The sequence below is a fragment of the Streptomyces sp. NPDC008001 genome (genome assembly GCF_042958085.1).
GTDB lineage: Bacteria > Actinomycetota > Actinomycetes > Streptomycetales > Streptomycetaceae > Streptomyces.
In genome coordinates this window covers 399,417-419,802 of the sequence record NZ_JBIBIZ010000006.1, presented here as the reverse complement: position 1 = coordinate 419,802, position 20,386 = coordinate 399,417, and the positions used below count along the sequence as shown (strand labels likewise).

General features: G+C 72.4%; 22 protein-coding genes. 10 read left to right on the top strand and 12 right to left on the bottom strand.

Translation table 11 applies throughout. From position 1 onward, the window contains the following. Window positions 1-32: 32 nt before the first annotated feature. Window positions 33-590 (top strand): GNAT family N-acetyltransferase, encoded by a 558-nt coding sequence (locus ACFZCD_RS18520; RefSeq protein WP_391832005.1) that lies wholly within the window; start codon window positions 33-35, stop codon window positions 588-590. A gap of 50 nt (window positions 591-640) precedes the next feature. On the opposite strand, the gene ACFZCD_RS18515 is transcribed toward ACFZCD_RS18520, so the two are convergent. Beyond that, the gene (locus ACFZCD_RS18515; RefSeq protein WP_391832003.1) at window positions 641-835 is read right to left on the bottom strand and encodes an antitoxin; all 195 of its coding nucleotides are present in this window, start codon (window positions 833-835) and stop codon (window positions 641-643) included. Window positions 836-1,373: 538 nt separating this feature from the next. Then, the gene (locus tag ACFZCD_RS18510; protein ID WP_391832001.1) at window positions 1,374-1,577 is read right to left on the bottom strand and encodes a hypothetical protein; all 204 of its coding nucleotides are present in this window, start codon (window positions 1,575-1,577) and stop codon (window positions 1,374-1,376) included. A 116-nt stretch (window positions 1,578-1,693) separates the two neighbouring features. Between ACFZCD_RS18510 and ACFZCD_RS18505 the strand changes: the two genes are divergently transcribed. From ACFZCD_RS18505 to ACFZCD_RS18495, 3 genes are all read left to right on the top strand, one after another. Continuing rightward, the gene (locus ACFZCD_RS18505; RefSeq protein WP_391831999.1) at window positions 1,694-2,539 is read left to right on the top strand and encodes a helix-turn-helix transcriptional regulator; all 846 of its coding nucleotides are present in this window, start codon (window positions 1,694-1,696) and stop codon (window positions 2,537-2,539) included. Next, complete coding sequence (locus ACFZCD_RS18500; protein ID WP_391831997.1) at window positions 2,529-2,744, top strand: DUF397 domain-containing protein; 216 nt, start codon at window positions 2,529-2,531, stop codon at window positions 2,742-2,744. Before ACFZCD_RS18505 ends, ACFZCD_RS18500 begins: the two co-directional genes overlap by 11 nt. A gap of 941 nt (window positions 2,745-3,685) precedes the next feature. Next, window positions 3,686-4,021 carry a hypothetical protein gene (locus tag ACFZCD_RS18495; protein WP_391831995.1) on the top strand — a complete coding sequence of 112 codons (336 nt, stop codon included), beginning with the start codon at window positions 3,686-3,688 and terminating at the stop codon, window positions 4,019-4,021. Between the two features lie 95 nt (window positions 4,022-4,116). On the opposite strand, the gene ACFZCD_RS18490 is transcribed toward ACFZCD_RS18495, so the two are convergent. Then, window positions 4,117-4,692 carry a TerD family protein gene (locus ACFZCD_RS18490; RefSeq protein ID WP_391831993.1) on the bottom strand — a complete coding sequence of 192 codons (576 nt, stop codon included), beginning with the start codon at window positions 4,690-4,692 and terminating at the stop codon, window positions 4,117-4,119. Window positions 4,693-4,882: 190 nt separating this feature from the next. Here ACFZCD_RS18490 and arfB point away from each other — a divergent pair, with 190 nt between their 5' ends. After that, entirely contained in the window at window positions 4,883-5,320 is a 438-nt protein-coding gene (gene arfB, locus ACFZCD_RS18485; RefSeq protein ID WP_391832276.1) for an alternative ribosome rescue aminoacyl-tRNA hydrolase ArfB, read from the top strand. A 36-nt stretch (window positions 5,321-5,356) separates the two neighbouring features. Here the strand turns inward: arfB and ACFZCD_RS18480 are convergent, their stop codons facing one another. Beyond that, on the bottom strand, window positions 5,357-5,944 hold the full coding sequence (locus ACFZCD_RS18480; RefSeq protein ID WP_391831991.1) for a flavin reductase family protein: 588 nt from the start codon (window positions 5,942-5,944) through the stop codon (window positions 5,357-5,359). A gap of 304 nt (window positions 5,945-6,248) precedes the next feature. On the opposite strand from ACFZCD_RS18480, the gene cdgB reads away from it, so the two are divergent. Further along, window positions 6,249-8,033 (top strand): diguanylate cyclase CdgB, encoded by a 1,785-nt coding sequence (gene cdgB / locus ACFZCD_RS18475; RefSeq protein WP_391831989.1) that lies wholly within the window; start codon window positions 6,249-6,251, stop codon window positions 8,031-8,033. 130 nt (window positions 8,034-8,163) lie between these two features. Then, window positions 8,164-9,102 carry a carbohydrate-binding protein gene (locus ACFZCD_RS18470; protein WP_391831987.1) on the top strand — a complete coding sequence of 313 codons (939 nt, stop codon included), beginning with the start codon at window positions 8,164-8,166 and terminating at the stop codon, window positions 9,100-9,102. Here ACFZCD_RS18470 and ACFZCD_RS18465 read toward each other — a convergent pair. The 5 genes from ACFZCD_RS18465 to ACFZCD_RS18445 form a co-directional block, all read right to left on the bottom strand. Next, the gene (locus ACFZCD_RS18465; protein ID WP_391831985.1) at window positions 9,086-9,931 is read right to left on the bottom strand and encodes a ketose-bisphosphate aldolase; all 846 of its coding nucleotides are present in this window, start codon (window positions 9,929-9,931) and stop codon (window positions 9,086-9,088) included. The two genes, ACFZCD_RS18470 and ACFZCD_RS18465, sit on opposite strands and share 17 nt — an antisense overlap. 30 nt (window positions 9,932-9,961) lie before the next feature. Beyond that, a complete protein-coding gene (locus ACFZCD_RS18460) occupies window positions 9,962-10,894 on the bottom strand; it encodes a 1-phosphofructokinase family hexose kinase (RefSeq protein ID WP_391831983.1) in 933 nt (310 codons plus the stop codon). Window positions 10,895-11,033: 139 nt separating this feature from the next. Then, window positions 11,034-12,194, bottom strand: a complete 1,161-nt coding sequence (nagA, locus tag ACFZCD_RS18455) for an N-acetylglucosamine-6-phosphate deacetylase (RefSeq protein ID WP_391831981.1) — start codon at window positions 12,192-12,194, stop codon at window positions 11,034-11,036. After that, on the bottom strand, window positions 12,194-13,141 hold the full coding sequence (locus ACFZCD_RS18450) for an ROK family protein (RefSeq protein WP_391831979.1): 948 nt from the start codon (window positions 13,139-13,141) through the stop codon (window positions 12,194-12,196). Before ACFZCD_RS18450 ends, nagA begins: the two co-directional genes overlap by 1 nt. A 113-nt stretch (window positions 13,142-13,254) precedes the next feature. Next, window positions 13,255-14,211, bottom strand: a complete 957-nt coding sequence (locus ACFZCD_RS18445) for an SIS domain-containing protein (RefSeq protein WP_391831977.1) — start codon at window positions 14,209-14,211, stop codon at window positions 13,255-13,257. Between the two features lie 182 nt (window positions 14,212-14,393). Here ACFZCD_RS18445 and ACFZCD_RS18440 point away from each other — a divergent pair, with 182 nt between their 5' ends. From ACFZCD_RS18440 to otsB, 3 genes are all read left to right on the top strand, one after another. After that, window positions 14,394-15,677 (top strand): extracellular solute-binding protein, encoded by a 1,284-nt coding sequence (locus ACFZCD_RS18440; protein WP_391831975.1) that lies wholly within the window; start codon window positions 14,394-14,396, stop codon window positions 15,675-15,677. Window positions 15,678-15,834: 157 nt separating this feature from the next. Then, complete coding sequence (locus ACFZCD_RS18435; protein WP_391832274.1) at window positions 15,835-16,032, top strand: DUF3263 domain-containing protein; 198 nt, start codon at window positions 15,835-15,837, stop codon at window positions 16,030-16,032. A gap of 31 nt (window positions 16,033-16,063) precedes the next feature. Beyond that, a complete protein-coding gene (gene otsB, locus ACFZCD_RS18430) occupies window positions 16,064-16,909 on the top strand; it encodes a trehalose-phosphatase (RefSeq protein WP_391831973.1) in 846 nt (281 codons plus the stop codon). 39 nt (window positions 16,910-16,948) lie between these two features. Here the strand turns inward: otsB and ACFZCD_RS18425 are convergent, their stop codons facing one another. From ACFZCD_RS18425 to ACFZCD_RS18415, 3 genes are all read right to left on the bottom strand, one after another. Further along, complete coding sequence (locus tag ACFZCD_RS18425; RefSeq protein ID WP_391831972.1) at window positions 16,949-17,743, bottom strand: hypothetical protein; 795 nt, start codon at window positions 17,741-17,743, stop codon at window positions 16,949-16,951. A gap of 120 nt (window positions 17,744-17,863) precedes the next feature. Continuing rightward, window positions 17,864-19,339, bottom strand: a complete 1,476-nt coding sequence (locus tag ACFZCD_RS18420; protein ID WP_391831970.1) for a trehalose-6-phosphate synthase — start codon at window positions 19,337-19,339, stop codon at window positions 17,864-17,866. A gap of 41 nt (window positions 19,340-19,380) precedes the next feature. Next, window positions 19,381-20,355, bottom strand: a complete 975-nt coding sequence (locus ACFZCD_RS18415) for a glucosyl-3-phosphoglycerate synthase (RefSeq protein WP_391831969.1) — start codon at window positions 20,353-20,355, stop codon at window positions 19,381-19,383. Window positions 20,356-20,386 lie beyond the last annotated feature (31 nt).

Genomic DNA, 20,386 nt, shown 5'->3' with positions numbered 1-20,386 from the left:
GGACGGTGAGAAGCAGGGAGGGGGCGAGGCACATGCGGATCCTCACCATGGCGGAGCCGGAGACCCCGCCCGGGCTCCGCGCCCAGGTCCAGGCACTGCAGGACCGGGCCTGGCCCGGCGGTGGTCCCCACGACCCGGCGCTGCGCCCCGTCGCCATGCTGCTCGTCGGGGACGACGGCGGCGTACGGGCGGCACTGGACATCCTGTCGAAGGAGATCACGCACGCGGGCCGGACGTACCGGGCCTCCGGCCTCAGCGCCGTCGTCACGGACACGGCGCACCGCGGCAAGGGATACGGGCGGCAGCTGGTGGCCGCCGCCCGTGAGGCGATCGCCGCGAACGGCACGGACCTGGCACTCTTCACCTGCGACCGCCCCCTGCAGGGCTTCTACGAAAGCGCAGGCTGGCAGGCCCTGCCCGGGACGGTGCTGATCGGCGGCACGCCCCGGGACCCGTTCCCCAGCGACCGGCCGGGCTTCGACAAGGTCACGATGGGCGCCTTCTTCACGGCACGGGCCCGCAGTGACGCGGACGCCTTCGAACAGAGCCGCATCGGGCTCTACCCGGGCGAGATCGACCGCCTTTGGTGACTGCGGTGGCGCGGTCCGGATGCGGGCCGGGGCCGGTTGGGGCCGTTTGATCAGGTCGGCGGCCGGTCCTCGGGCCGCTCCTGCACGCCCAACTGCTCGTTGAGCTTCTGCTGGGCGGTGTCGGTCTGGGACTGGTACTTGTTCCCGGTGCGGGCGTCGAACGCGTCGCCCGCCTTGTCGACACCCTGCCGCGCCTGGTCGGGATGGCCCTTGATCAGACCCTTGAGCTTGTCGAGCATGGACATGGTCGTCCTCCTCACGGAACGCTGACCCACCCAGCATCTCCGCATTCGCCCCCGCCCGCATCCGCGGGCATACCCCCGGGCTTCACCCTGTGCTGGTGTATCCGCAGCTCCAGCACTTGTACACGCCATTGCCCATCTGCTGCATCATGTTCTGGCAGTTCGGACAGGCCAGGGCCAGGTGCTTCAGGGGGCCGCGGCACCCAGCCCCTTGGGGCACACGGGGCAGACGCCGCGCACGATCGCCGGGGATGTCGCATCGCCCGGGCTCTCCGCCACGACGACGACCCGCAGGGGCCGCCTGCACCCCGGACAGAGCTCTGGCTCGCGGTCCCGGTCGCTGATCGCCGCGGCAAGAATGCGTTCGAGTGAGTCGCCGTCGTCCATGGTGCGTGTGTCCTGTCTCCACGGGTTCCCCTCCTTGGGTAACACGTACCCGCCCCGACGAACCCCAACTCCGCTGCTCAGCAGCTGGTTACGGAGTGTACGCAACCGGTTGGCCGTGTGGTACGGCGGGCATGGCGGCCTGCTCCCCCTGTTTCTACCCACCTTGCGCCGCCTCCCCGCCCGGCGCGTGGTGCGTGGCGCGCCAGTGGCGCCGGAGGAGGACCAGGGCGTCCACGGCGGCGGATTTGTCGCCCCGGAGCTCGGCTTCATGCCGCTCGTCGTTGAGCCGGGTGCAGTGCGTGCAGGGGGTGGGGGCGTTGGTGTCGGGGCGGGTATCGGCCTTGGTCTCGCTGGTCACTGCGGGGCCCTCTCGTATCGCCTGTTGCTGAGTGTGTGAACAGCGTCGCGAGGTGGGGCTAGGCTCGGGAGGGGGTGCAGCCCTACAACGAACAGGTAAAACAAGGGAGTTAACCTGTGGCCAGGGGTGAGGGTGCGGCCCGCTACGGCGGTCAGACGAAGTTCGGCTGGGGCTTCTTCGGCACCGAGCTGAAGCGGCGCCGCGAGGCGGCCGGAATGACGCAGCAGGAGCTGGGGCGTCGGGTGTTCTGCTCAGGGGCGTACATCGGCCAGTTCGAAACGGGGATCCGTAAGCCGCAGCTGGACATCGCGCAACGGATTGATGCGGAGCTGGGAACGGACGGCTTCTTCGGGCGCATGTGCGAGGAGCTGATCAATAGCTCTCCAGCCATGCACTACTTCGCGGACGTCGCATACCTTGAGACGATCGCCACCGAGATCCATGCATACGCACCCATGTTCGTGCCTGGGGTGTTCCAGACGGCGTCCTATGCGCATGCTGTCTTCAAGGCTGCCTTCCCTTTGGCCCTGAACAGCGATGTCGACTCCTGGGTGGCCTCACGACTGGAGCGTCAGCACATCCTCGAACATGCCACAAAGCCCTTGTTGTGGGCCGTCATCGACGAGCACGTCATCCGGCGTCCGACAGGAGGGGCCGCTGTTATGCACGCGCAGTTGGCGCGCCTGGCAGAGCTGGTCCGTGCGGAACGCATCATCATGCAAGTCCTGCCGTTCAGCTCGGGCGCTCCCGTGCTCGGCGGAATGGTGAAACTCATGGCCTTTGATGACGCCCCGCCTGTCGCGTATGCAGAAGGCGCCATGACCGGCACCTTGGTGGACGATCCGGTTCGCGTGGCCAGGTTCCGGCTGGCCTACGATTTCGTGAGGGCTGCTGCGCTGCCGCGGGAGGCGTCCTTGGGGCTCATCGAATCGGTGGCAGAGGAGTACGCAGATGACAACTGAGCAGAATGTGAACGCTCGGGCATGGCGCAAAAGTTCGTACAGCGGCGGTGGTGGCGGAACGGGCACTGACGACTGCGTCGAAGTCGCCGACAACATACCCGGCACGGTCCCGGTCAGGGATTCCAAGCTGCTCGGGGCCAGCCCGGTCGTGGCCTTCCGGCCCGTGGCCTGGCGGACCTTCGTGGAGGCGTTGAAGCGCGGGTGACGTGTGGGTGGGGGCGGGCGTCAAGACAGGCTGGCAGCAGGGGGAGGGGTAGGGGGCTTGGGTCCGGTTGCTTTTGTTTGCGGCCGGTGGGGTGTTGGCCGCCGTACTCGTGCCGTCGCGGATGCGGGTGCGTGAGGAGACCTTGCGCATAGGCCTGGGCTGAGGGGGAGCTGGCTGCTGCCGCGATGTGTCTGGGCCCGTCGTGGGCGCTTCGCTCAGTTTCTCGCCGTTGTGGCTGAGCGGGCGGGTGCGGAGGGGAGGGGGCTGGCGGCTGGTGGGCCGTTCTTGGCACGAAATCCACCGGCCGGGGCGTGGTCCCGGCGGATAAGGGGGCTCAACTGCCTGTTGGCGGCCTTTTTGCCCTTCTCAGCACGGTAATCAACCGGTCTGGCCCTCAGGCGGGTGGATAACGGGGCTTAACTGCCCGCCGCGCACCTCAGCTGTCCCACCAGCTCTGCTCCCTCCCACCAGCCCCCACTCAGGGACAGCTGCCCGCTCAGCCACGACGGTGGCGAGCTGAGCGAAGCGCCCACGACGGCAGGCACCACATCGCGGCAGCTGCCAGCTCCCCGCCAGCCACAATCCCTCCGCAAGGTCTCCTCACGCGCCCGCATCCGCGACGGCAGGAGTACGGCGGCCAACCGCCCACCGGGCCCAGGCAATCCCAAACCGAACCCGCACCCCCACCCCTCCCCCTGCTGCCAGCCTGTTCTGACCCGCACCCAACCCACGGATCCGCACCACAAACCCCAGCTCCAGAAAGCGTTGGCATAACCCCAGCAGAACGACCGATGATCATCCCCATGAAGGTCATCGTTCAGCGGGTGAGTACGTCGTGGACCAAAGCGTCTCGCGGTGGGGACGGGGCCGCAGTGCGTAATGCCGCTCCCGTGGCATTTCCCCTTCCGCCCGGTATGACGTCCGGCCTGCACGATGTCGCCATGAGGGAAGCCGAGGGGTTCAGCCCGCGGATGTCCGAGCGGGACCTTTCCCGGGCTGGGCTGGTGCTTCGGGAGGAGGCCGGGGGCGGGGCGTTGCAGGTGGGGCCGCCGGAGGTCACGCACTTCAGCGCGCCGCGGCGTAACCGGCGGCCGCCGAAGGTGCGGCTCGTCCCCGGCCAGTGGGTGCGGTGGCAGATCAATTACCGGTACGGCAACCAGGGCGGTCCGTGGGCGTACCGGCTGGAGACGTTCAACGTCGCTTACGGGGCCGCCCCCGCCGACGTCTTCCTCGGCACCCCGACGCGCAGCGTGGACGAGCGCGGCTTCCTGCGCTGAACAAAAAACGGCAGGGCAAAGGGCAAGGGGGCAAGGGGGCAAGAGAAGGGGGCCGCCCCGCACCCGCAGGACAGCCCCCTCCACTACCGGACTCCTCAGACGTTGACGCCGAAGTCCTGCGCGATGCCCTGCAGGCCCGACGCGTAGCCCTGGCCGACCGCGCGGAACTTCCAGTCCGCGCCGTTGCGGTAGAGCTCGCCGAAGACCATGGCGGTCTCGGTGGCGGCGTCCTCGCTCAGGTCGTAGCGGGCGAGCTCGGCGCCGCCGGCCTGGTTGACGATGCGGATGTAGGCGTTGCGGACCTGGCCGAAGTTCTGGCTGCGGGTCACCGCGTCGTAGATGGAGACCGGGAAGACGATCTTGTCGACGTCGGCCGGGAGGGCGGCGAGGTTGACGTTGATCGACTCGTCGTCGCCCTCGCCCTGGCCGGTGGTGTTGTCACCGGTGTGGACGATGGACTGGTCCGGCGTCGACTTGTTGTTGAAGAAGACGAAGTGGGCGTCGGAGTAGACGCGGCCGGCCGCGTTCACGGCGATGGCGCTCGCGTCGAGGTCGAAGTCCGTGCCGGTGGTGGTGCGGACGTCCCAGCCGAGGCCGACCGTGACGGCCGTCAGGCCCGGGGCCTCCTTGGTGAGGGAGACGTTGCCGCCCTTGGACAGGCTTACAGCCATGGGAATTGTCCCTTTCTGGTCTTCTGGTCAGGTCTGCGTCGGATCTGCAGCGCACCGCGGCACGCGGGCGACCGTCACCCTTGTTAACGCCGACCGAGGACCCCGGGGTTCCATCCGCCTTTACTTTCTTTGCCGATCCCTGACGCCGTGGCGCAAAACGAGGTGACGGACGCCCGTCCGGCGCGGGATCATTGGGGGCATGTCCGGCCCCTACGTCATCCGCGGTTCGGTCTCCCTGCCGGAGGCCGAGCTCCAGTGGCGTTTCTCCCGCTCCTCCGGCCCCGGCGGCCAGCACGTCAACACCAGCGACAGCCAGGTCGAGCTGCGGTTCGACCTCGCCCGTACGGAAGCGCTGCCCGAGGTGTGGAAGGAGCGCGCGCTGGCCAGTCTGGCGGGCCGTCTCGTCGGCGGCGTCGTGGTCGTACGGGCCTCCGAGCACCGTTCGCAGTGGCGCAATCGCGAGACCGCCGCCGTCCGCCTCGCCTCCCTGCTCGCCGAGGCCACGGCCCCGCCGCCCCGCCCGCGGCGCGCCACGAAGATCCCGCGCGGCATCAACGAACGGCGGCTGCGGCAGAAGAAGCAGCGCGCCGAGACCAAGCGGGGGCGCACCGGTAAGGACTGGGGCTGAGGCCCGAGGCCGTCCCGCCCGTCCCGTCCCGCCCCCTCACCCCAGCCGCCGGTACTTCCCCTTGAAGTACGTCAGCGGGCCGCTCTCCGTGCTCGGCGCCGTCGCCGCCAGCACCCTTCCGATCACCAGCGTGTGGTCCCCGGCCGGCACCCGCTGCTCCGTCCGGCACTCCAGCGTCGACAGCGCGCCGCGCACGAGCGGCGCCCCCGTGGCCGTACCGGGCGCGTGGGGGATGTCCTCGAAGAGGAGCCGGTCGCTGATTCTTCCCTTCATCGCGAAGCGCCCGGCGACGTGCCGCTGGCTCTCCGAGAGGACGGACACCGCCCACAGCGGCTGCCGCTCCAGAAGGTCGTCCATGCGGGAGTCGTTGCGAACGCTCACCATGACGAGCGGCGGATCGAGCGATACGGAGAGGAAGGCCGTCGCCGTCATTCCGACGTCCTCGCCGCGCGGGCCGTGCTCCGGGTCGTGCGCGGTCACCAGCACCACTCCGGCGGCGAGGCGGGCGAGGGCGGCACGGAACTCATCGGCGCTCACCCCTTCAGAATGGGGTATGGCGGTCTCGTGGGGCTGGGTCGTCTGCAACACGCTGTGCACGCTAGCCCGCCCGCCGCGCCCTCGCATCGGGCTGCAGGACCAGGCGGGTCCTAGGTCGAAAGGGTGCCGGAACGGTTCCGAAAGTTGTCCGCATCGGTTCGGGAAGGCGTCCGGATGGGTGTCCGTACCGTTCCGGATTTGCGTTCACGAAGCATAAGGACTTCTACCGCCGCCAGTAGCGGGCCCTGATCACGCATTGTGACATGAGTCACAGAGGGCCGTAATTGTTGACCCTGTGTACCGAGTGGTCAGCTCGCTGTGATTCAGTGGCCGTGGTAAACGGACGACAAGAAGCCTGGAGTTGCTGTCGAGGTCTCGGGGGAGAGCGAAGATGGAGACCGAGTCGGAGCCGTATGTCCGCCTGGCCACGTTGCGCGGGCTGCATCAGGTGGTGGCCGATCTGAACACGGCGCGAAGTCTCGCGGACACCCTGCAGACCGTCGCGGACGGCATCGTCACCGGGCTCGGGTACGAGCTCTCCGCCGTCAATCTCGTACGGCCCGACGGTGATCTCGTCGTGGCCGCCGTCGCCGGCAGCGCCGGTGCGGAAGCGCTGATGGCCGGGCGGGTCGGCTCGCGCGTCTCCTGGGAGCGGCGGCTCGCCATGGCCGACCAGTGGGGCTCGCTGCGCTTCATTCCGTACACGGAGGGCTGGGTCCTCGACAACGACGACGTGCCCCAGTGGCACACCGCGGGCCCCGCCCCCCGCTTCCCGGACGAGTGGCATCCCATGGACCGCCTCTTCGCCCCCATGTACACCGCGGGCGCCGCGGGCGGCGAGCTCCTCGGCGTGATCTCCGTCGACAAGCCGCGCAACGGCCGGCGGCCCGGCGCGTGGGGCCGCGAGGCGCTGCAGATGTACGCCTTCCAGGCCGCCATCGCGATCAGCAACGCCCGGCTGCGGGCCAACATGCAGCGTGCGCTGGTCCGCCTGGAGCGGGAGCAGCAGGCCCTGCGGGCCAGTGAGGAAAGCTTCCGCCAGGCCTTCGAGTACGCGCCCAGCGGCATGGCCATCGCCGAGATGGGCGGCGACCAGCACGGCCGCCTGCACCGCACCAACGACGCCCTGTGCCGCCTCCTGGGCCGCTCGGCGTCCCAGATGCGCCGCTATTCGTTCTCCGACCTCGTCCACCCCGAAGACATCGGCACCCTCCTGCGCACCTCCGCCGAGGGCGGCCGGGCCGAGCTGCGGCTCGCCCGCCGCGACGGCACGTACGTCTGGGTGTCGCTGCGCAACTCCGTGGTGGCCGACGCCGCCGACGGGCCGCGCTTCCTGCTCACCCACGTCGAGGACATCGAGGAGCGCAAGCGGCACGAGCTGCAGCTCGCCCACCGCGCCAGCCACGACTCGCTCACGGGTCTGCCCAACAGCGCCGAGCTGCGCGCCCGGCTCAGCAGCCGGCTGTGCGGCCGGGCGCCGGGCAGCGAGCCGCACGCGGCCGCCGTGGCGGCCCCCTACGGCTGTCTCGACGGCTTCGCCGAGGTGGAGGGCGTCGAGGGACCCGCGGGGCTCGGCGGCGGCCCCTACGGGCACGGGGCGGAGCTCGGGCAGGCCGGCGTGTACGCCCACGGCTTCGGCTCGGAGGCCGGGCCCGACCACGCGCCGGACTGCGGGCCCGACTACGCCCCGGACGAGCTCGGCTACGGTGCGCACGACGGCGCCTACCCCGGGCATGTGCACGCCATAGCCCCGCCGGAGGACGGGCCCGACGACGGGACCAAGGGCCTGGCCGTCCTCTTCTGCGACCTCGACGGCTTCAAGGCCATCAACGACCGCTTCGGCCACCACACGGGTGACGCCGTCCTCATAGAGGTCGCCCGCCGCCTCAGCAACGGCGTTCGCGAGGGTGACACCGTCGCCCGGCTCGGCGGCGACGAGTTCGTCGTCCTCGCCGACGGCCTCGCCCTGGCCGACGCGGAGGACCTCGCCGTCCGGCTGCGCAGCGCCATCCTCCCGCCGATAAGGGTTGACGGGCGGGCGGTCCGGGTAGGGGCGAGTTTCGGCATTGGCTGGGCGGGCTGCGGAATGTCCGCCGACGAGGTGCTGCACTCCGCCGACCAGCGCATGTACGTCGAGAAGCGGTCGCGCGCCAAGGCAGGTCGGAGGGCAGGTTGAGGCCGCCCACCGCGAGGTGTCGCCGCGTCGCGGTAGTCTTCGCCGAAACGCGGCACCGCCGCCTACCGTGAAATCGAACGCAAAGATTTGGCCAGTGGGCGATGGGCCCACAGGTTGGGAGTGACAGGGGATGACGGCCGGTAATAACGGCACGGGTACGCCGGAGAGCGAAGACCCGTTCGCGCACCTGTACCGCTCGGAGGGCGGCGGGTCCAACGACAGCGCCCCGGCCGCGCCGCAGCCGGGTGTTCCCCGCACTTCGTACAACCAGGTACGGACGGTCGGTTCACGCCAGTACGGCCCGCGCCAGCCGCAGCCGCCGCACGCGTCGCAGCCCGCGCCGCACTACGCCGCGCCGGAGACCCTCCCCGGCGGCGTCCCCCGCCAGCCGGCCCCCCCGGCCGGCCACGGCGCCCACGGCAGCTCCCGCCCGAAGCGAACGGGGCTGCTGGTGGCGGCGATAGCCGTGGTGGCGGTGGTGGCCGGCGGCATCACGGCGGCCATGCTGACCAACAGCGGCACGTCGGACGACGGCGGGTCCAACCAGGCGGCGGCCGGGGGCGAGCAGAAGGCGCCCCAGGGCGAGGACAAGAAGAAGCAGTCCAAGGAGCCGGAGAAGAAGACCGAGCCGAGCAATCAGTCGGCGGTCGGCAAGCTGAAGCGCGACGCGTCGACGCTGAAGCTGGTGGGCGGCGCGTCCACGGACACGGTGGTCAAGGGCGCCAAGTCCGAAGGCGGGGCCTATGCGGTGGTCGCCAACCAGCAGGGCTCGGGCGTCGAGTGGGAGGTCGAGGTTCCGTCCACCGGCGCCTACCGGCTGTACGTCTATTACGGCGTGCCCGGTCAGGACGCCAACCTCGCGGTCGACGTCAACGGCAAGACCAACACCCTGCCGATGCGCATGAAGATCTGGGGCGACGTGAAGCCGGGCGAGTGGCCCTCCAACTGGCAGAACAGCTGGACCCGTGTCGACCTGAACCAGGGCAAGAACACCATCAAGCTGTACTGCGGCAGTGGCAGCGGCTGCGAATCCCACCTCGACCAGCTGTGGCTCACCAACGGCGGCTGACGTTGCGGAGGAACCCCGCCACCGTCTCCCCCATAGCGGCCCGCGCAGGCCTCAGGTAGCTGCGCGGGTCGACCGTGGAGGGATGGGCCTCCAGGAATGCCCTTACCGCGTCCGTGAAGGCCGTGTTCAGAGCCGTCCCCACGTTGATTTTCGTCATTCCCGCCGCTACCGCGCGGCGGAGTTCCTCGTCCGGGACGCCCGACGAGCCGTGGAGGACCAGGGGCACCGGGACCGCGGCCCGTAGGGCCGTGATCAGAGCGTGGTCCAGGGTTGCCGTGCGGGCCGTCATCGCGTGGGTGCTGCCCACGGCCACTGCCAGGGCGTCGACTCCCGTGTCCGCCACGTAAGCCGCCGCCTCCGCCGGGTCGGTGCGGACGCCCGGTGTGTGGGCGTCGCCGGCCTTGCCGCCTACGCGGCCCAGTTCCGCCTCCACCCAGATGTCCCGTTCGCGGCCCCAACGGACCGCCTCCGCCGTCGCTTTGACGTTGTCTCCGTACGGGAGCTTCGAGGCGTCGAACATGACCGAGCTGAAGCCGTGGGCGTGCGCCTGGCGCAGGAGGGTCCGGTCCTCCACGTGGTCCAGGTGCAGGGACAAGCGCGCCGTGGACGCCGCCGCCACGGCCGACGCTGCGGCCGCGATCGGGCCCACGCGGCCGCCGTGGAACTTCACGGCGTTCTCCGAGATCTGGAGGATCGCGGGGCGGTCCGCGGATTCCGCTCCTGCGGCGATGGCTTCCGCGTGTTCAACGGTGATGACGTTGAAGGCGAATACGGGCTCGCCCGTGGCCCGGGCCGAGGTGACGAGGTCGGAGGTGCGTACGAGGGGCATGTGCCGTGCCTTTCCGCTCGCTGGGGGAGGTCAGGCCGCCGTCACCTTCACCTGCGGCAGCGTGTCCTCGTACGTCCCGGCGTCGAATTCGCCTGCCGTGGGCGCCTTTACGGTGGCCGCGGCCAGGGCTACGGCGCGGGCCAGGCGGTCCGGCCAGGGCAGGCCGTCGAGCCAGGCGGACAGGAGGCCGGCCGCGGCCGAGTCGCCGGCGCCGGTCGGGTTGCCGGTGAGGCGGCGGGGCGGGGTCGCGCGCCAGGTGCCGTCGGGGGTGACGGCGAGGACGCCCTCCGGGCCGAGGGTCGCGGTGACGGCGTGGGCGCCGCGGCGGCGGGCGTCGAGGGCCGCGCGGAGGGGCTCCGTGGAGCCGGTGAGGGCGGCGAGTTCGGTGGCGTTGGGGGTGACCAGGTCGGGGCGGGCGGCGATGCCGCGGCGGAGCGGTTCGCCGCTGGTGTCCAGCAGGACGGGGACGCGGGCGGCCCGCGCCTGCCGTACGAGATGGGCGTACGCCCCCACCGGCACGCCCGGTGGAAGGCTCCCGCACAGGGCGACGGCGCGGGCCTCGCGCAGGAGGCGCGCGTACGTGTCCGTGAAGCCGGCCCATTCCTCGGCGGTGACGTCCGGGCCGGCCTCGTTGAGCTGGGTGGTGTCGCCGGTGGAGGCGTCCACGACGGCGACCGTGCGGCGCGTGGTGCCGATGATGGGGACGAGGTGGTCGGTGAGGCGGCCGCCGTCGCCGGGGACGGTCTCGGCGAGGAGCCGGCGCAGGGTCTCGCCCGTCGTGCCGCCGGCGAAGCCCGTGACCACGGTGGTGTGGCCGAGGGCGGCCAGGACGCGGGCCACGTTGACGCCCTTGCCGCCGGGCCGTTCGGCGGCGGCCGTGACGTGGTGCGACGCGTGCGGCTGCAGCCGCGGAACGCGGTAGGTCAGATCGAGCGCGGCATTGAGCGTGACCGTGAGGATCACCGGCGTCTCCCTCCCTTGACCGAAGAACGTGACCGTCGACCGCGAGCGATCATGCCAAAACAGCGGCGGCAGGCCCAGACCTCGGGACTGCCGCCGCCGTTCCGGCCGGAGTGCGACCGTGCGTCAGGAGCGGGAGGAATCAGTGCACTTGGGGCTTGACCACCCATTCGCCCTTGCGCATGACGCCCACCAGGTCGTACGAGGCGTCGAGAACGACCAGATCCGCGTCCTTGCCGTCCTCCAGCGAGCCGACCCGGTCGGCCACGCCCAGCAGCCGTGCGGGGTTCGCCGAGAGGGCCCGTACGGCGTCCTCGACCGGCAGCCCGTCGATCGTCACCGCGCGCTTGAACGCCGTGTCGAGCGTCAGCGTCGAGCCCGCGATCGACCCCGCCGTCGGCCCGTCGGCGATGCGGGCCACGCCGTCCTTGACCTCGACGCTCATCGGGCCGAGCGGGTACATGCCGTCGCTCATGCCGGCCGCGCCCATGGCGTCGGTGATGAACGCGACGCGGTCCGCGCCGGCCCGGGCGAAGGCCAGTTCCAGGACGGAGGGGTGCAGGTGCGTGCCGTCGTTGATCAGCTCGACGGTGACCCGCTCGTCCTCCAGGAGGGCCGCGATCGGGCCGGGGGCGCGGTGGAGGAGCGACGGCATGGCGTTGAAGAGGTGCGTGGCCACCGTCGCGCCCGCCTCGATGGCGTCCAGGGTCGCCTCGTACGAGGAGTCCGTGTGGCCGACCGCCGCGACGACGCCGAGGTCGGCGAGGAGCCGGACCGAGTCGAGGCCGCCCGCCAGCTCCGGGGCCAGCGTCATCATGCGGGCCGTTCCGCGCGCCGCGTCGACGAGCTTGCGGACGTCCGCGGGGTGCGGGTCGCGCAGCAGCTCCGGCTGGTGGGCGCCGCAGCGGTGCGGGGAGATGAACGGGCCCTCGAAGTGGATGCCCGCGAGGTCGCCCTGCTCGGTCAGCTCGGACAGAACGGCCGCCTGCCGGGCGAGGTCGTCCAGGTCGCCGGTGACGGTGGAGGCGACCATGGTCGTGGTGCCGTGGGCGCGGTGCGTGCGGACGGCCGTGAGGGCCTCTTCGGGGTCGCCCGCGGAGAAGGACGCGCCGCCGCCGCCGTGGACGTGCATGTCCACGAAGCCGGGGACGATCCAGCAGCCCTTGCCCGAGAGGTCGAGCGTCGGCCGCTCGCCGCTCGCGTCGGCGGCGATCCTCCGGCCTTCGACCGTCACCCGCCCGTCCTCGACCACACCGGTCGGCAGCACCACGCGGGCGCCGGCGAGAACCGTACGTTCGACCATCAGGCGGAAACCTCCGTGAGGTGGGTGGTGAGCAGGTCCCAGGCGAGCAGGCCCGCGCCCAGGCAGCCGGCGGCATCGCCGAGGGCCGCCGGGACGATGCGGGGGCGCTGCTGGAACGTGAGGCGCTCCTCGACGGCAGCGCGCAGCGGCGCGAAGAGGGTCTCGCCGGCCTCGGCGAGACCGCCGCCGATGATCAGCGTGCGGGGGTCGAGCAGGGTGTGCGCGATGACGAGGCCGTCGGCGAGGGCGTCGACGGCCTCCTGCCAGACGGCGCGGGCGCGGGGGTCGCCGGCGTCGACGGCGCGGGCGCAGTCGGCGGCGTCGGCGTCCGGGTCGCCGCTGGTCTCCGCCCAGGCGCGGCTGACGGCGGCGGCCGACGCGAGGGTCTCCAGGCAGCCGCGGCCGCCGCAGCCGCACGGCTTGCCGGCCGGGCCGGGGCGCACGGGGATGTGGCCGATCTCGCCGGCGCAGCCGTGGGCGCCGACCTCGATGCGGCCGTCGATGCCGATGGCCCCGGCGATGCCGGTGCCGAGCGGGACGAACAGGAAACGGTCCGCGCCCTCGCCCGCGCCGAGGCGGCCCTCGGCGAGCCCGCCCGTACGGACGTCGTGGCCGAGGGCCACGGGGGTGCCGCCGAGGCGGTCGCTGAGCAGCGCGCGCAGGGGGACGTCGCGCCAGCCGAGGTTGGCGGCGTAGACGGCCGTGCCCGCGGCGGCGTCCACGATGCCGGGCACGGCGAGGCCCGCCGCGGCCGCGGGCCGCCCGTAGGCGGCCTCGCCGGTGGCCGCGAGCTCGGCGGCGAAGTCCAGGATGCCGGCGATGACGGCGTCCGGACCGCGGTCGCGGCCGGTGGGGCGGCGGGCCTCGTGCAGCAGTTCGTGGTCGGGGCCGATCAGGGCGGCCTTGATGGCGGTGCCGCCGACGTCGAGCGCGATGACGTGTTTCACGGGGACAGTGTCGCGCGCCGGGCCGCGAAAGGTCTAGTCCACTCGCCGGTGAGGGTGGGTGCGCGCGCCCCCGTCAGCCGCCCCGTCAGCCGCCCCGTCCGCCGCCCCGCCCGTCACCCCTCCAGGATCACGCTCCGCGTCAGACCCTTCGGGACGTCCGGGTCCAGCCCCCTCGACTCCGCCACCGCCACCGCCAGCCGCTGCGCGCGGATCAGGTCCGCCATCGGGTCCAGCCGGGCCCCGTCCGACACGAGCGTGCCGCCCGTGCGGGAGATGTCCGCCTCCAGGCCCGCCGGTGCGTCGCCCAGGATCCACGCCACCCGCCCCGGACCCGTGATCGCCACCGGGCCGTGGCGGTACTCCATGGCCGGGTACGCCTCGGTCCACGCGCCCGCCGCCTCCCGCATCTTCAGTGCCGCTTCCTGCGCGAGGCCGTACGCCCAGCCCGCCCCCAGGAACGTCCACTGCCCGGCGGAGTGCACCGCCCGCGGCAGCGGTTCGATCACCGCCGTCTCCGCGTCCGCCGCCGCCTCCGCGACCCGCTTCACGCCCTCCGGCAGCCGGCCGGTGCGCTCCAGGCTCGCCCGCAGGAACGCCAGCGCCGTCGTTGCGAAGCGCGTCTGGACGACGGACCGCTCGTCCGCCCAGTCCAGCACCGCCACGTCGTCGGCCGCTCGCACGACGGGCGTCGCCGGATCGGCGGTCAGGGCGAGGACCTCCCAGCGCTCGCGCACCTCGCCGATCAGGTCGAGCACTTCGGTCGTCGTCCCCGACCGCGTGATCACCACGAGCCGGTCGTAGGTGCGCGACACCGGGAACTCGGACGCCGGGAAGGCGTCCGTCTCGCCCTGCCCCGACGCCTCCCGCAGCGCCGCGTACGCCTGGGCCATGAACCACGAGGTGCCGCAGCCGGTCACGGCCACCCGTTCCCCCGGCGCCGGCAGACCGGAGGCGTTCGCCGCGGCCTCCGCCGCCCGCCGCCAGCAGCCGGGCTGCGCGGTGATCTCCAGAGAAGTGAGGGAAGGGGTGAGAGAGGGGGTGGGGGAAGGGGTGGAAGAGGGCTCGGACATGCGCTTTCTTCTCCATCCGCCGGTGATCGCCATGTGATCTCTATGCGATCTCCGTGCTTAGCAGCCCCCGTCGGCCGCGGGAAGAGCGATACCGAAGCGAAACCGGAACCGGCTGGAACGTATGGTGGCCCGCGGGGGAAACTCACGGTCTCCAACACAAACCCCGAAGGTGGGAAGCAGTAGTGCAGCGGCGGCGGTTCTTGGGTCTGACGGCGGCAGGTGCCGCCACGGCGGCGTTGGCGCCCGCACTGACGGCGTGCGGCAGCGACGGCGGCTCCGGCAGCAAGACGCTGCGGGTCGTCGCGGCCGACTACGGTGACAACGCGGCGAACAGCTCCCAGAAGTACTGGGACGCCCTCGCCCGCGCCTTCGAGGCCCAGAACAAGGGCATCAAGGTCGAGGCCACGGTGCTCAGCTGGACCGAGGTCGACAAGAAGGTCGCCGAGATGGTCCGGGCCGGCAAGGCCCCGGACATCGCGCAGATCGGCGCCTACGCCGACTTCGCCGCCACCGGCAAGCTCTACAGCGCCGACCAGCTGCTCACCATCCCCACCCAGGCCGACCTGATCGCCTCGATCGCCCGCGCCGGCGAGGTGGGCCGCGTGCAGTACGGCCTGCCGTTCGTCTCCAGCACCCGCCTGCTCTTCTACAACAAGACCCTCTTCGCCAAGGCCGGCATAGCCAAGGCCCCCGAGAGCTGGGACGAGCTGCAGGCCGCGGCCAAGAAGCTGCAGACCGCGGGGGTCAAGATCCCGTACGGGCTGCCGCTCGGCCCCGAGGAGGCGCCCGCCGAGACCATGATGTGGATGCTCAGCGGCGGCAGCGGCTACACCGACCACAACGGCACGTACATCATCAACGCGGACGACAACGTCAAGACGTTCGAGTGGCTGCGCGACGAGCTCGTCGGCAAGGGCCTCACCGGCCCCGGCGACCCCTCCCGCACCAACCGGCAGGACGTCTTCAACGCGTTCTGCAACGGCCAGGTCGGCATGCTCAACGGTCACCCGACGCTGATGAAGCAGGCCGAGGCCAAGGGCATCAAGTTCGGCACGGCCCCGCTGCCGGGCAAGTCCGGCAGGGCCAAGGCCACCATGGGCGTCGCCGACTGGGTCATGGCGTTCAAGGCGGGCGGCCACCGCGAGGAGGTCGGCCACTTCCTCGACTTCCTCTACAGCACCAAGAACGTCCTGGACTTCACCAGCCAGTACGACCTGCTGCCGGTGACCAGCAGCGCCTCCGGCAAGATGCGTGCCGACAGCAAGCAGGAGCGGCTCAAGCCGTTCCTGGACCAGCTGGAGAACGCCGAGTTCTACCCGGTCGACAAGACCTCCTGGGCGAAGGTCAGCCAGGCCCTCAAGGAGAAGATCGGCTCGGTCGTCGCCAAGGGCGGCGACCCCGCGAGCGTGCTCGGCGAGATCCAGCGCGATGCGGACGCCACGGAGCAGGCCGGCAACGGCCGGTAAGCCGGCGGATCGGTAGGCTGACTGCGTGGCAGAGGAACAGGGCGGGGAGTCTCCCGGGCGGGGGCTCTCCGAAGGCCCCTCCGAGGATCCCTGCGAAGGTCCCCCCGAAGATTCCTCCGAAGAGTCCTTCGAAGGTCTCTCCGAGCGGGATCGCGCCGTGCTCGCCCTGGAGCGGCAGGCCTTCTCCGGGCCCGGCGCCAAGGAGCGGGCCGTGCGGGAGCGGCTCGGGATGACCCCGACCCGCTACTACCAGCTGCTCAACGCCCTCCTGGACGACCCGCGCGCCCTCGCCCACGACCCCGTCACCGTCAACCGGCTGCGGCGCGTCCGGGACGCCCGGCGCGAACGCCGCTAGCCGGTGGGTCCCGCCCAGTAGGGTCGGTCGCATGGGCAGCCATTCCCTTCCTGTTCCCTCCACGCCCGCCGGCTGCGACGGGCTCGCCGCGCTGCTGGCCGGGGCGCAACACGCGGTGGTCGCGCTCGACTTCGACGGGACGCTCGCCGAGATCGTGCCCGACCCCGAGCAGGCCCGGGCGCACCCCGGCGCCGTGGCCGCGCTGGCGCGCATCGCCCCGCGCCTCGGCTCCGTCGTCGTGATCACCGGCCGCCCGGCCGCCGTCGCCGTCCGCTACGGCGGCTTCGCCGGGGTCGCGGGCCTGGAGCGGCTCGTGGTCCTGGGCCAGTACGGCGCCGAGCGCTGGGACGCCGCGACCGGCACCGTGACGGCCCCCGCCCCGCCCCCGGGTGTCGCGGCCGCCCGGGCGGAGCTGCCGGGAATCCTGGCCGGCTCGGGCGCCGGCCAGGGCACCTGGATCGAGGACAAGGGCCGCGCCGTCGCCGTCCACACCCGGCGGGCCCCCCACCCGCAGGCCGCGTTCGACGCCCTGCGCGAGCCGCTGCACGCGCTCGCCGAGCGGCACGGGCTGATCGTCGAGCCCGGCCGGCTGGTCCTGGAGCTGCGCCCGCCGGGCGTCGACAAGGGCGCCGCCCTCACCTCGTACGTCCGCGAGAGCGGCGCGCGCTCGGTGCTCTACGCGGGGGACGACCTCGGCGACCTCGCCGCCTTCGCCGCCGTGGAGAAACTGCGCTCCGAGGGGCTGCCGGGGCTGCTGGTGTGCAGCGGAAGCACGGAGGTCACCGAGCTGGCCGAACGGGCCGATGTCGTGGTCGACGGGCCCGGCGGCGTCGTGGAACTGCTGACCTCCCTCGCAGGCCGCCTCGGCGACGCCTGACTCACCCGGCACGGCCGGCGCGCCCGGCGTCCCCGGCCCTCAGCCGTCGTCGTCCGGGTCCCCCGCCGTCTCGTCCTTCGCCCCCTTGTCCGTCACGCCGACCGCGTCCAGCGCCGACGTCCAGTCCCGCGCGATGGCCCGCTGCGCCTTGACCAGGTCCGTCTTGCCGTTGCAGATGGCGTTCTTGAGCTTGGTCTCCACCACGTCCTTGGGGTTGTTGGGGCCCTTGCCCGCCTTGTGGCCGGGGGAGGGGGGCTCCACCCACAGGTTGCGCGGGTCGTTCGGGTCGCCGCCGAGCTGCAGGCTGATCAGGTGGTCGTACTCGGCCTCGCGCAGCGGGCCCTTGTAACCGTACGAAGCGGCGTTGGCGGTCTTCTCGCGGCCGGTGATGTTCGTGGGCGGCCGGATGCCGGCGGTGTAGCCGCCGCGGCAGATCGTCGTCTTCAGCGTGGCCTGGGTGACCTTCGGGTTCGTCGCCCCGGGGGTGCACGCGGGGTCGGGCAGGGGCTCCTTGGCCGGGGTGAAGCGGTAGTGGCAGCTGCCGGCGGCGGGCTGCTTCTGGACGGTGTAGGCCGGCTGCGGCCCGGGGCCCGCCGGTATCGAGCCGTCAGCAGGAGGGGGCGAACCGGACGGCGGCGTACCGGACGGCGCACCGGAGGGAGCGCCCCCGGACGCGCCGGAACCCGCCGACGGCGTCGCCGACGAGGAGCCCTTCGCCCCCTTGGCCCCCTTGGCGTCGTCGTTCTTCGCGGACTCCGAGGAGCAGCCGCCGATCACGGCCAGGACGGCGGCACTTGCCGCGGCAAGTACGGCCCAGCGCGGGACATTTGACATGAACCATGGCTACCCGCGGCCGGAGAGCGGCAGCCCGGGGCGCCGAAGCGCCGGCCGCTCGGAGGGGAGGCCGCAGGCGCGCGGCTCGCGCTCCGGCGCGCCCCGGCCGGAGCCGTCGGCTCACAGCGCCCGCAGCGCCCGCAGCTGGTCCCCGAACCACCGCGCCGGCGGCAGCGCCGTCGCCGCCGCGGCCAGCCGCTTCGTGCGCTCCGCCCGCTCACCGGCGTCCATCAGCAGGGCCAGGTGCAGCGCACGGGCCGTGGCCTCCACGTCGTACGGATTGACCATGATCGCCTCGTCGCCCAGCTCGGCCGCCGCGCCGGCCTCCCGCGACAGCACCAGCGCGCAGCCGTGGTCGGAGGCCACCGGGATCTCCTTGGCCACCAGGTTCATCCCGTCGCGGATCGGGTTCACCAGGGCCACGTCCGCCAGCCGGTACGCGGCCAGGGAGCGCGCGAAGTCGTCCTTGACGTGCAGCGCGACCGGCTCCCAGTCCTCCGTGCCGAACGCCGAGTTGATCTCCCGGGCGACGCGCTCCACCTCGGCGGTGTAGTCGCGGTAGACGGCGAGGTCCTGGCGCGAGGGGTAGGCGAACGCGATGTGCACGACCCTGCCGCGCCACTGCGGGTGCTCCTCCAGCAGCCGCCGGTACGCGTGGAGCCCCCGCACGATGTTCTTCGACAGCTCCGTGCGGTCCACGCGAACGATCGTCCGGCGCCCCGGGCCGATCTGCTCCCGCAGCGCCGCCATGCGCTCCTCGACGTCCGTCCGGTGGGCCCGCTCGCGCAGGAAGTCGCCGTCGGCACCGAGGCCGTGCACGCCCAGTCGCGTCGTCCGCCCCTCGTAACGGATCTCGGCCGCCTGCCCCTCGCCGTCCCGCAGGACCTCCGCGCCCGGCACTTCCGCGCAGCACGCGGCGAAGGCCTCGGCCCAGCGCCGGGTCAGGAAGGCGGCCCGGTCGCCGCCGAGCACGCCGCGCAGCAGCTGCCCGGCCACGTCGTCCGGCAGCATCCGGAAGTACTCCGGCGGCGCCCACGGGGTGTGCGAGAAGTGGCCGATGCGCAGGTCGGCGCGGAGGTCCCGGAGCAGGCCCGGCACGAGCGCCAGGTGGTAGTCCTGGACGAGGACCACGGCGCCCTCCGCGGCCTCCTCCGCGATGGCCTCGGCGAAGGCCGCGTTGTACGCCTCGTAGGCTGCCCACTGCTCCCGGAACGCCCGGTCGAAGGTGGGCTCCAGGGGCGTCTGGTAGAGCATGTGGTGGAGGAACCACAGCACCGAGTTGGCGACGCCGTTGTACGCGGCGGCGAAGGTCTCCGGCGCGATGTCCAGCATCCGTACGAGGTGGCCGCCGGTGTCGGCCGGGTCGAGTCTCCGGCCGGCGGCGCGGGCCGCCTCGCGGTCGCCCTCGCCGAGCGCCGCGCACACCCACACGGCCGCCGCCTCCCCGGCGTCCTGCTCTATCGAGCTGAGCCCGGAGACGAGGCCGCCGCCGCCCCGCCCGGCCACGAGGGTGCCGTCCGCGCCGCGCCGGTACGAGACCGGGCCGCGGTTGGAGGCGACGACGATCGGTGCGGTGTGCACGTGCTCAGCGACCATGTGGCCAGCCTTGCCCCCGGGAGAACCGCTCAAACGTGCGCTTACGCGGCGTGCCGACGGGCGTACTCGGGAATTCCGGCCATCGGCGGCCGCTCCTCGGTGTCCACCGCGTACGTCCGCGGAACGAAACCTTCCGGAGTCCGTTCGAACTGGGTGAGCGCAGGTCGCACCAGGTGCCCGCGGGCCAGCCGGAGCTGTGCCGTGCGGTAGATCGCGGCGGCCATCCGGCCGAGCGCCTGCCCGTCCTGGTGGCGGTGCTTGCGCACGCCCACGTCCACCTGGGCCAGCGCGTCCAGCCCCACCGTGTGCAGCGCGTCCACCAGAAGGCCCAGCTCCACGCCGTAGCCCACGGGGAACGGCAGCCGCTCCAGCAGGGACCGGCGGGCCGCGTACTCGCCGCCCAGCGGCTGCACGAAACCGGCCAGCTGCGGCCAGTGCAGGTTCAGCAGCGGGCGCGCCACGAGCTCGGTCACCCGGCCGCCCTGCCCGGCGGACCCGGCGGAGCCGGGCGGACCGAACTCCGGGCCGAGCGGGCGGTCGTACATCGCCTTGACGAACTGCACGCCCGGATCGGTCAGCAGCGGGCCCACGATCCCCGACACGAAGTCCGCCGAGAACTCGCGCAGGTCGGCGTCCACGAAACAGACGACGTCACCGGACGTCACCAGCAGGGAGCGCCACAGCACCTCGCCCTTGCCCGGCAGCGCAGGCAGCCCCGGCAGCACCTCGTCCCGGTGCACCACGCGCGCCCCGGCCTCCGCCGCGGCCTCGGCCGTGCGGTCCGTGGAGCCCGAGTCGATCACCACCAGCTCGTCCACCAGCGGCACCGCGTCCGACATCAGCTCGCGGCGGATCACCTCCACGATGGCGCCGACCGTCGGCTCCTCGTTCAGCGCCGGCAGGACCACGCTCACCGTGGTGCCGGACTCCCGTTTGGCGGCCAGAAGCACGTCGAGCGGACGATCAGCAGCGGACCAGGACCGCTCGGCCAGCCAGCGCTCCACCTCTTCCAGCACGTGTACGACTCCTCGTTGCGGTGACGTTGTG

Coding starts and splice junctions, on each gene's coding strand:
- ACFZCD_RS18500 (WP_391831997.1), top strand. CDS start 2,529: ATGACAACTGAGCAGAATGTGAACGCTCGGGCATGGCGCAAAAGTTCG.
- ACFZCD_RS18425 (WP_391831972.1), bottom strand. CDS start 17,743: ATGTCAAATGTCCCGCGCTGGGCCGTACTTGCCGCGGCAAGTGCCGCC.
- ACFZCD_RS18480 (WP_391831991.1), bottom strand. CDS start 5,944: ATGCGAGGGCGCGGCGGGCGGGCTAGCGTGCACAGCGTGTTGCAGACG.
- otsB (WP_391831973.1), top strand. CDS start 16,064: ATGGGCAGCCATTCCCTTCCTGTTCCCTCCACGCCCGCCGGCTGCGAC.
- cdgB (WP_391831989.1), top strand. CDS start 6,249: ATGGAGACCGAGTCGGAGCCGTATGTCCGCCTGGCCACGTTGCGCGGG.
- nagA (WP_391831981.1), bottom strand. CDS start 12,194: ATGGTCGAACGTACGGTTCTCGCCGGCGCCCGCGTGGTGCTGCCGACC.
- ACFZCD_RS18465 (WP_391831985.1), bottom strand. CDS start 9,931: ATGCCCCTCGTACGCACCTCCGACCTCGTCACCTCGGCCCGGGCCACG.
- ACFZCD_RS18520 (WP_391832005.1), top strand. CDS start 33: ATGCGGATCCTCACCATGGCGGAGCCGGAGACCCCGCCCGGGCTCCGC.
- ACFZCD_RS18490 (WP_391831993.1), bottom strand. CDS start 4,692: ATGGCTGTAAGCCTGTCCAAGGGCGGCAACGTCTCCCTCACCAAGGAG.
- ACFZCD_RS18495 (WP_391831995.1), top strand. CDS start 3,686: ATGAGGGAAGCCGAGGGGTTCAGCCCGCGGATGTCCGAGCGGGACCTT.
- ACFZCD_RS18445 (WP_391831977.1), bottom strand. CDS start 14,211: ATGTCCGAGCCCTCTTCCACCCCTTCCCCCACCCCCTCTCTCACCCCT.
- ACFZCD_RS18470 (WP_391831987.1), top strand. CDS start 8,164: ATGACGGCCGGTAATAACGGCACGGGTACGCCGGAGAGCGAAGACCCG.
- ACFZCD_RS18420 (WP_391831970.1), bottom strand. CDS start 19,339: ATGGTCGCTGAGCACGTGCACACCGCACCGATCGTCGTCGCCTCCAAC.
- ACFZCD_RS18515 (WP_391832003.1), bottom strand. CDS start 835: ATGTCCATGCTCGACAAGCTCAAGGGTCTGATCAAGGGCCATCCCGAC.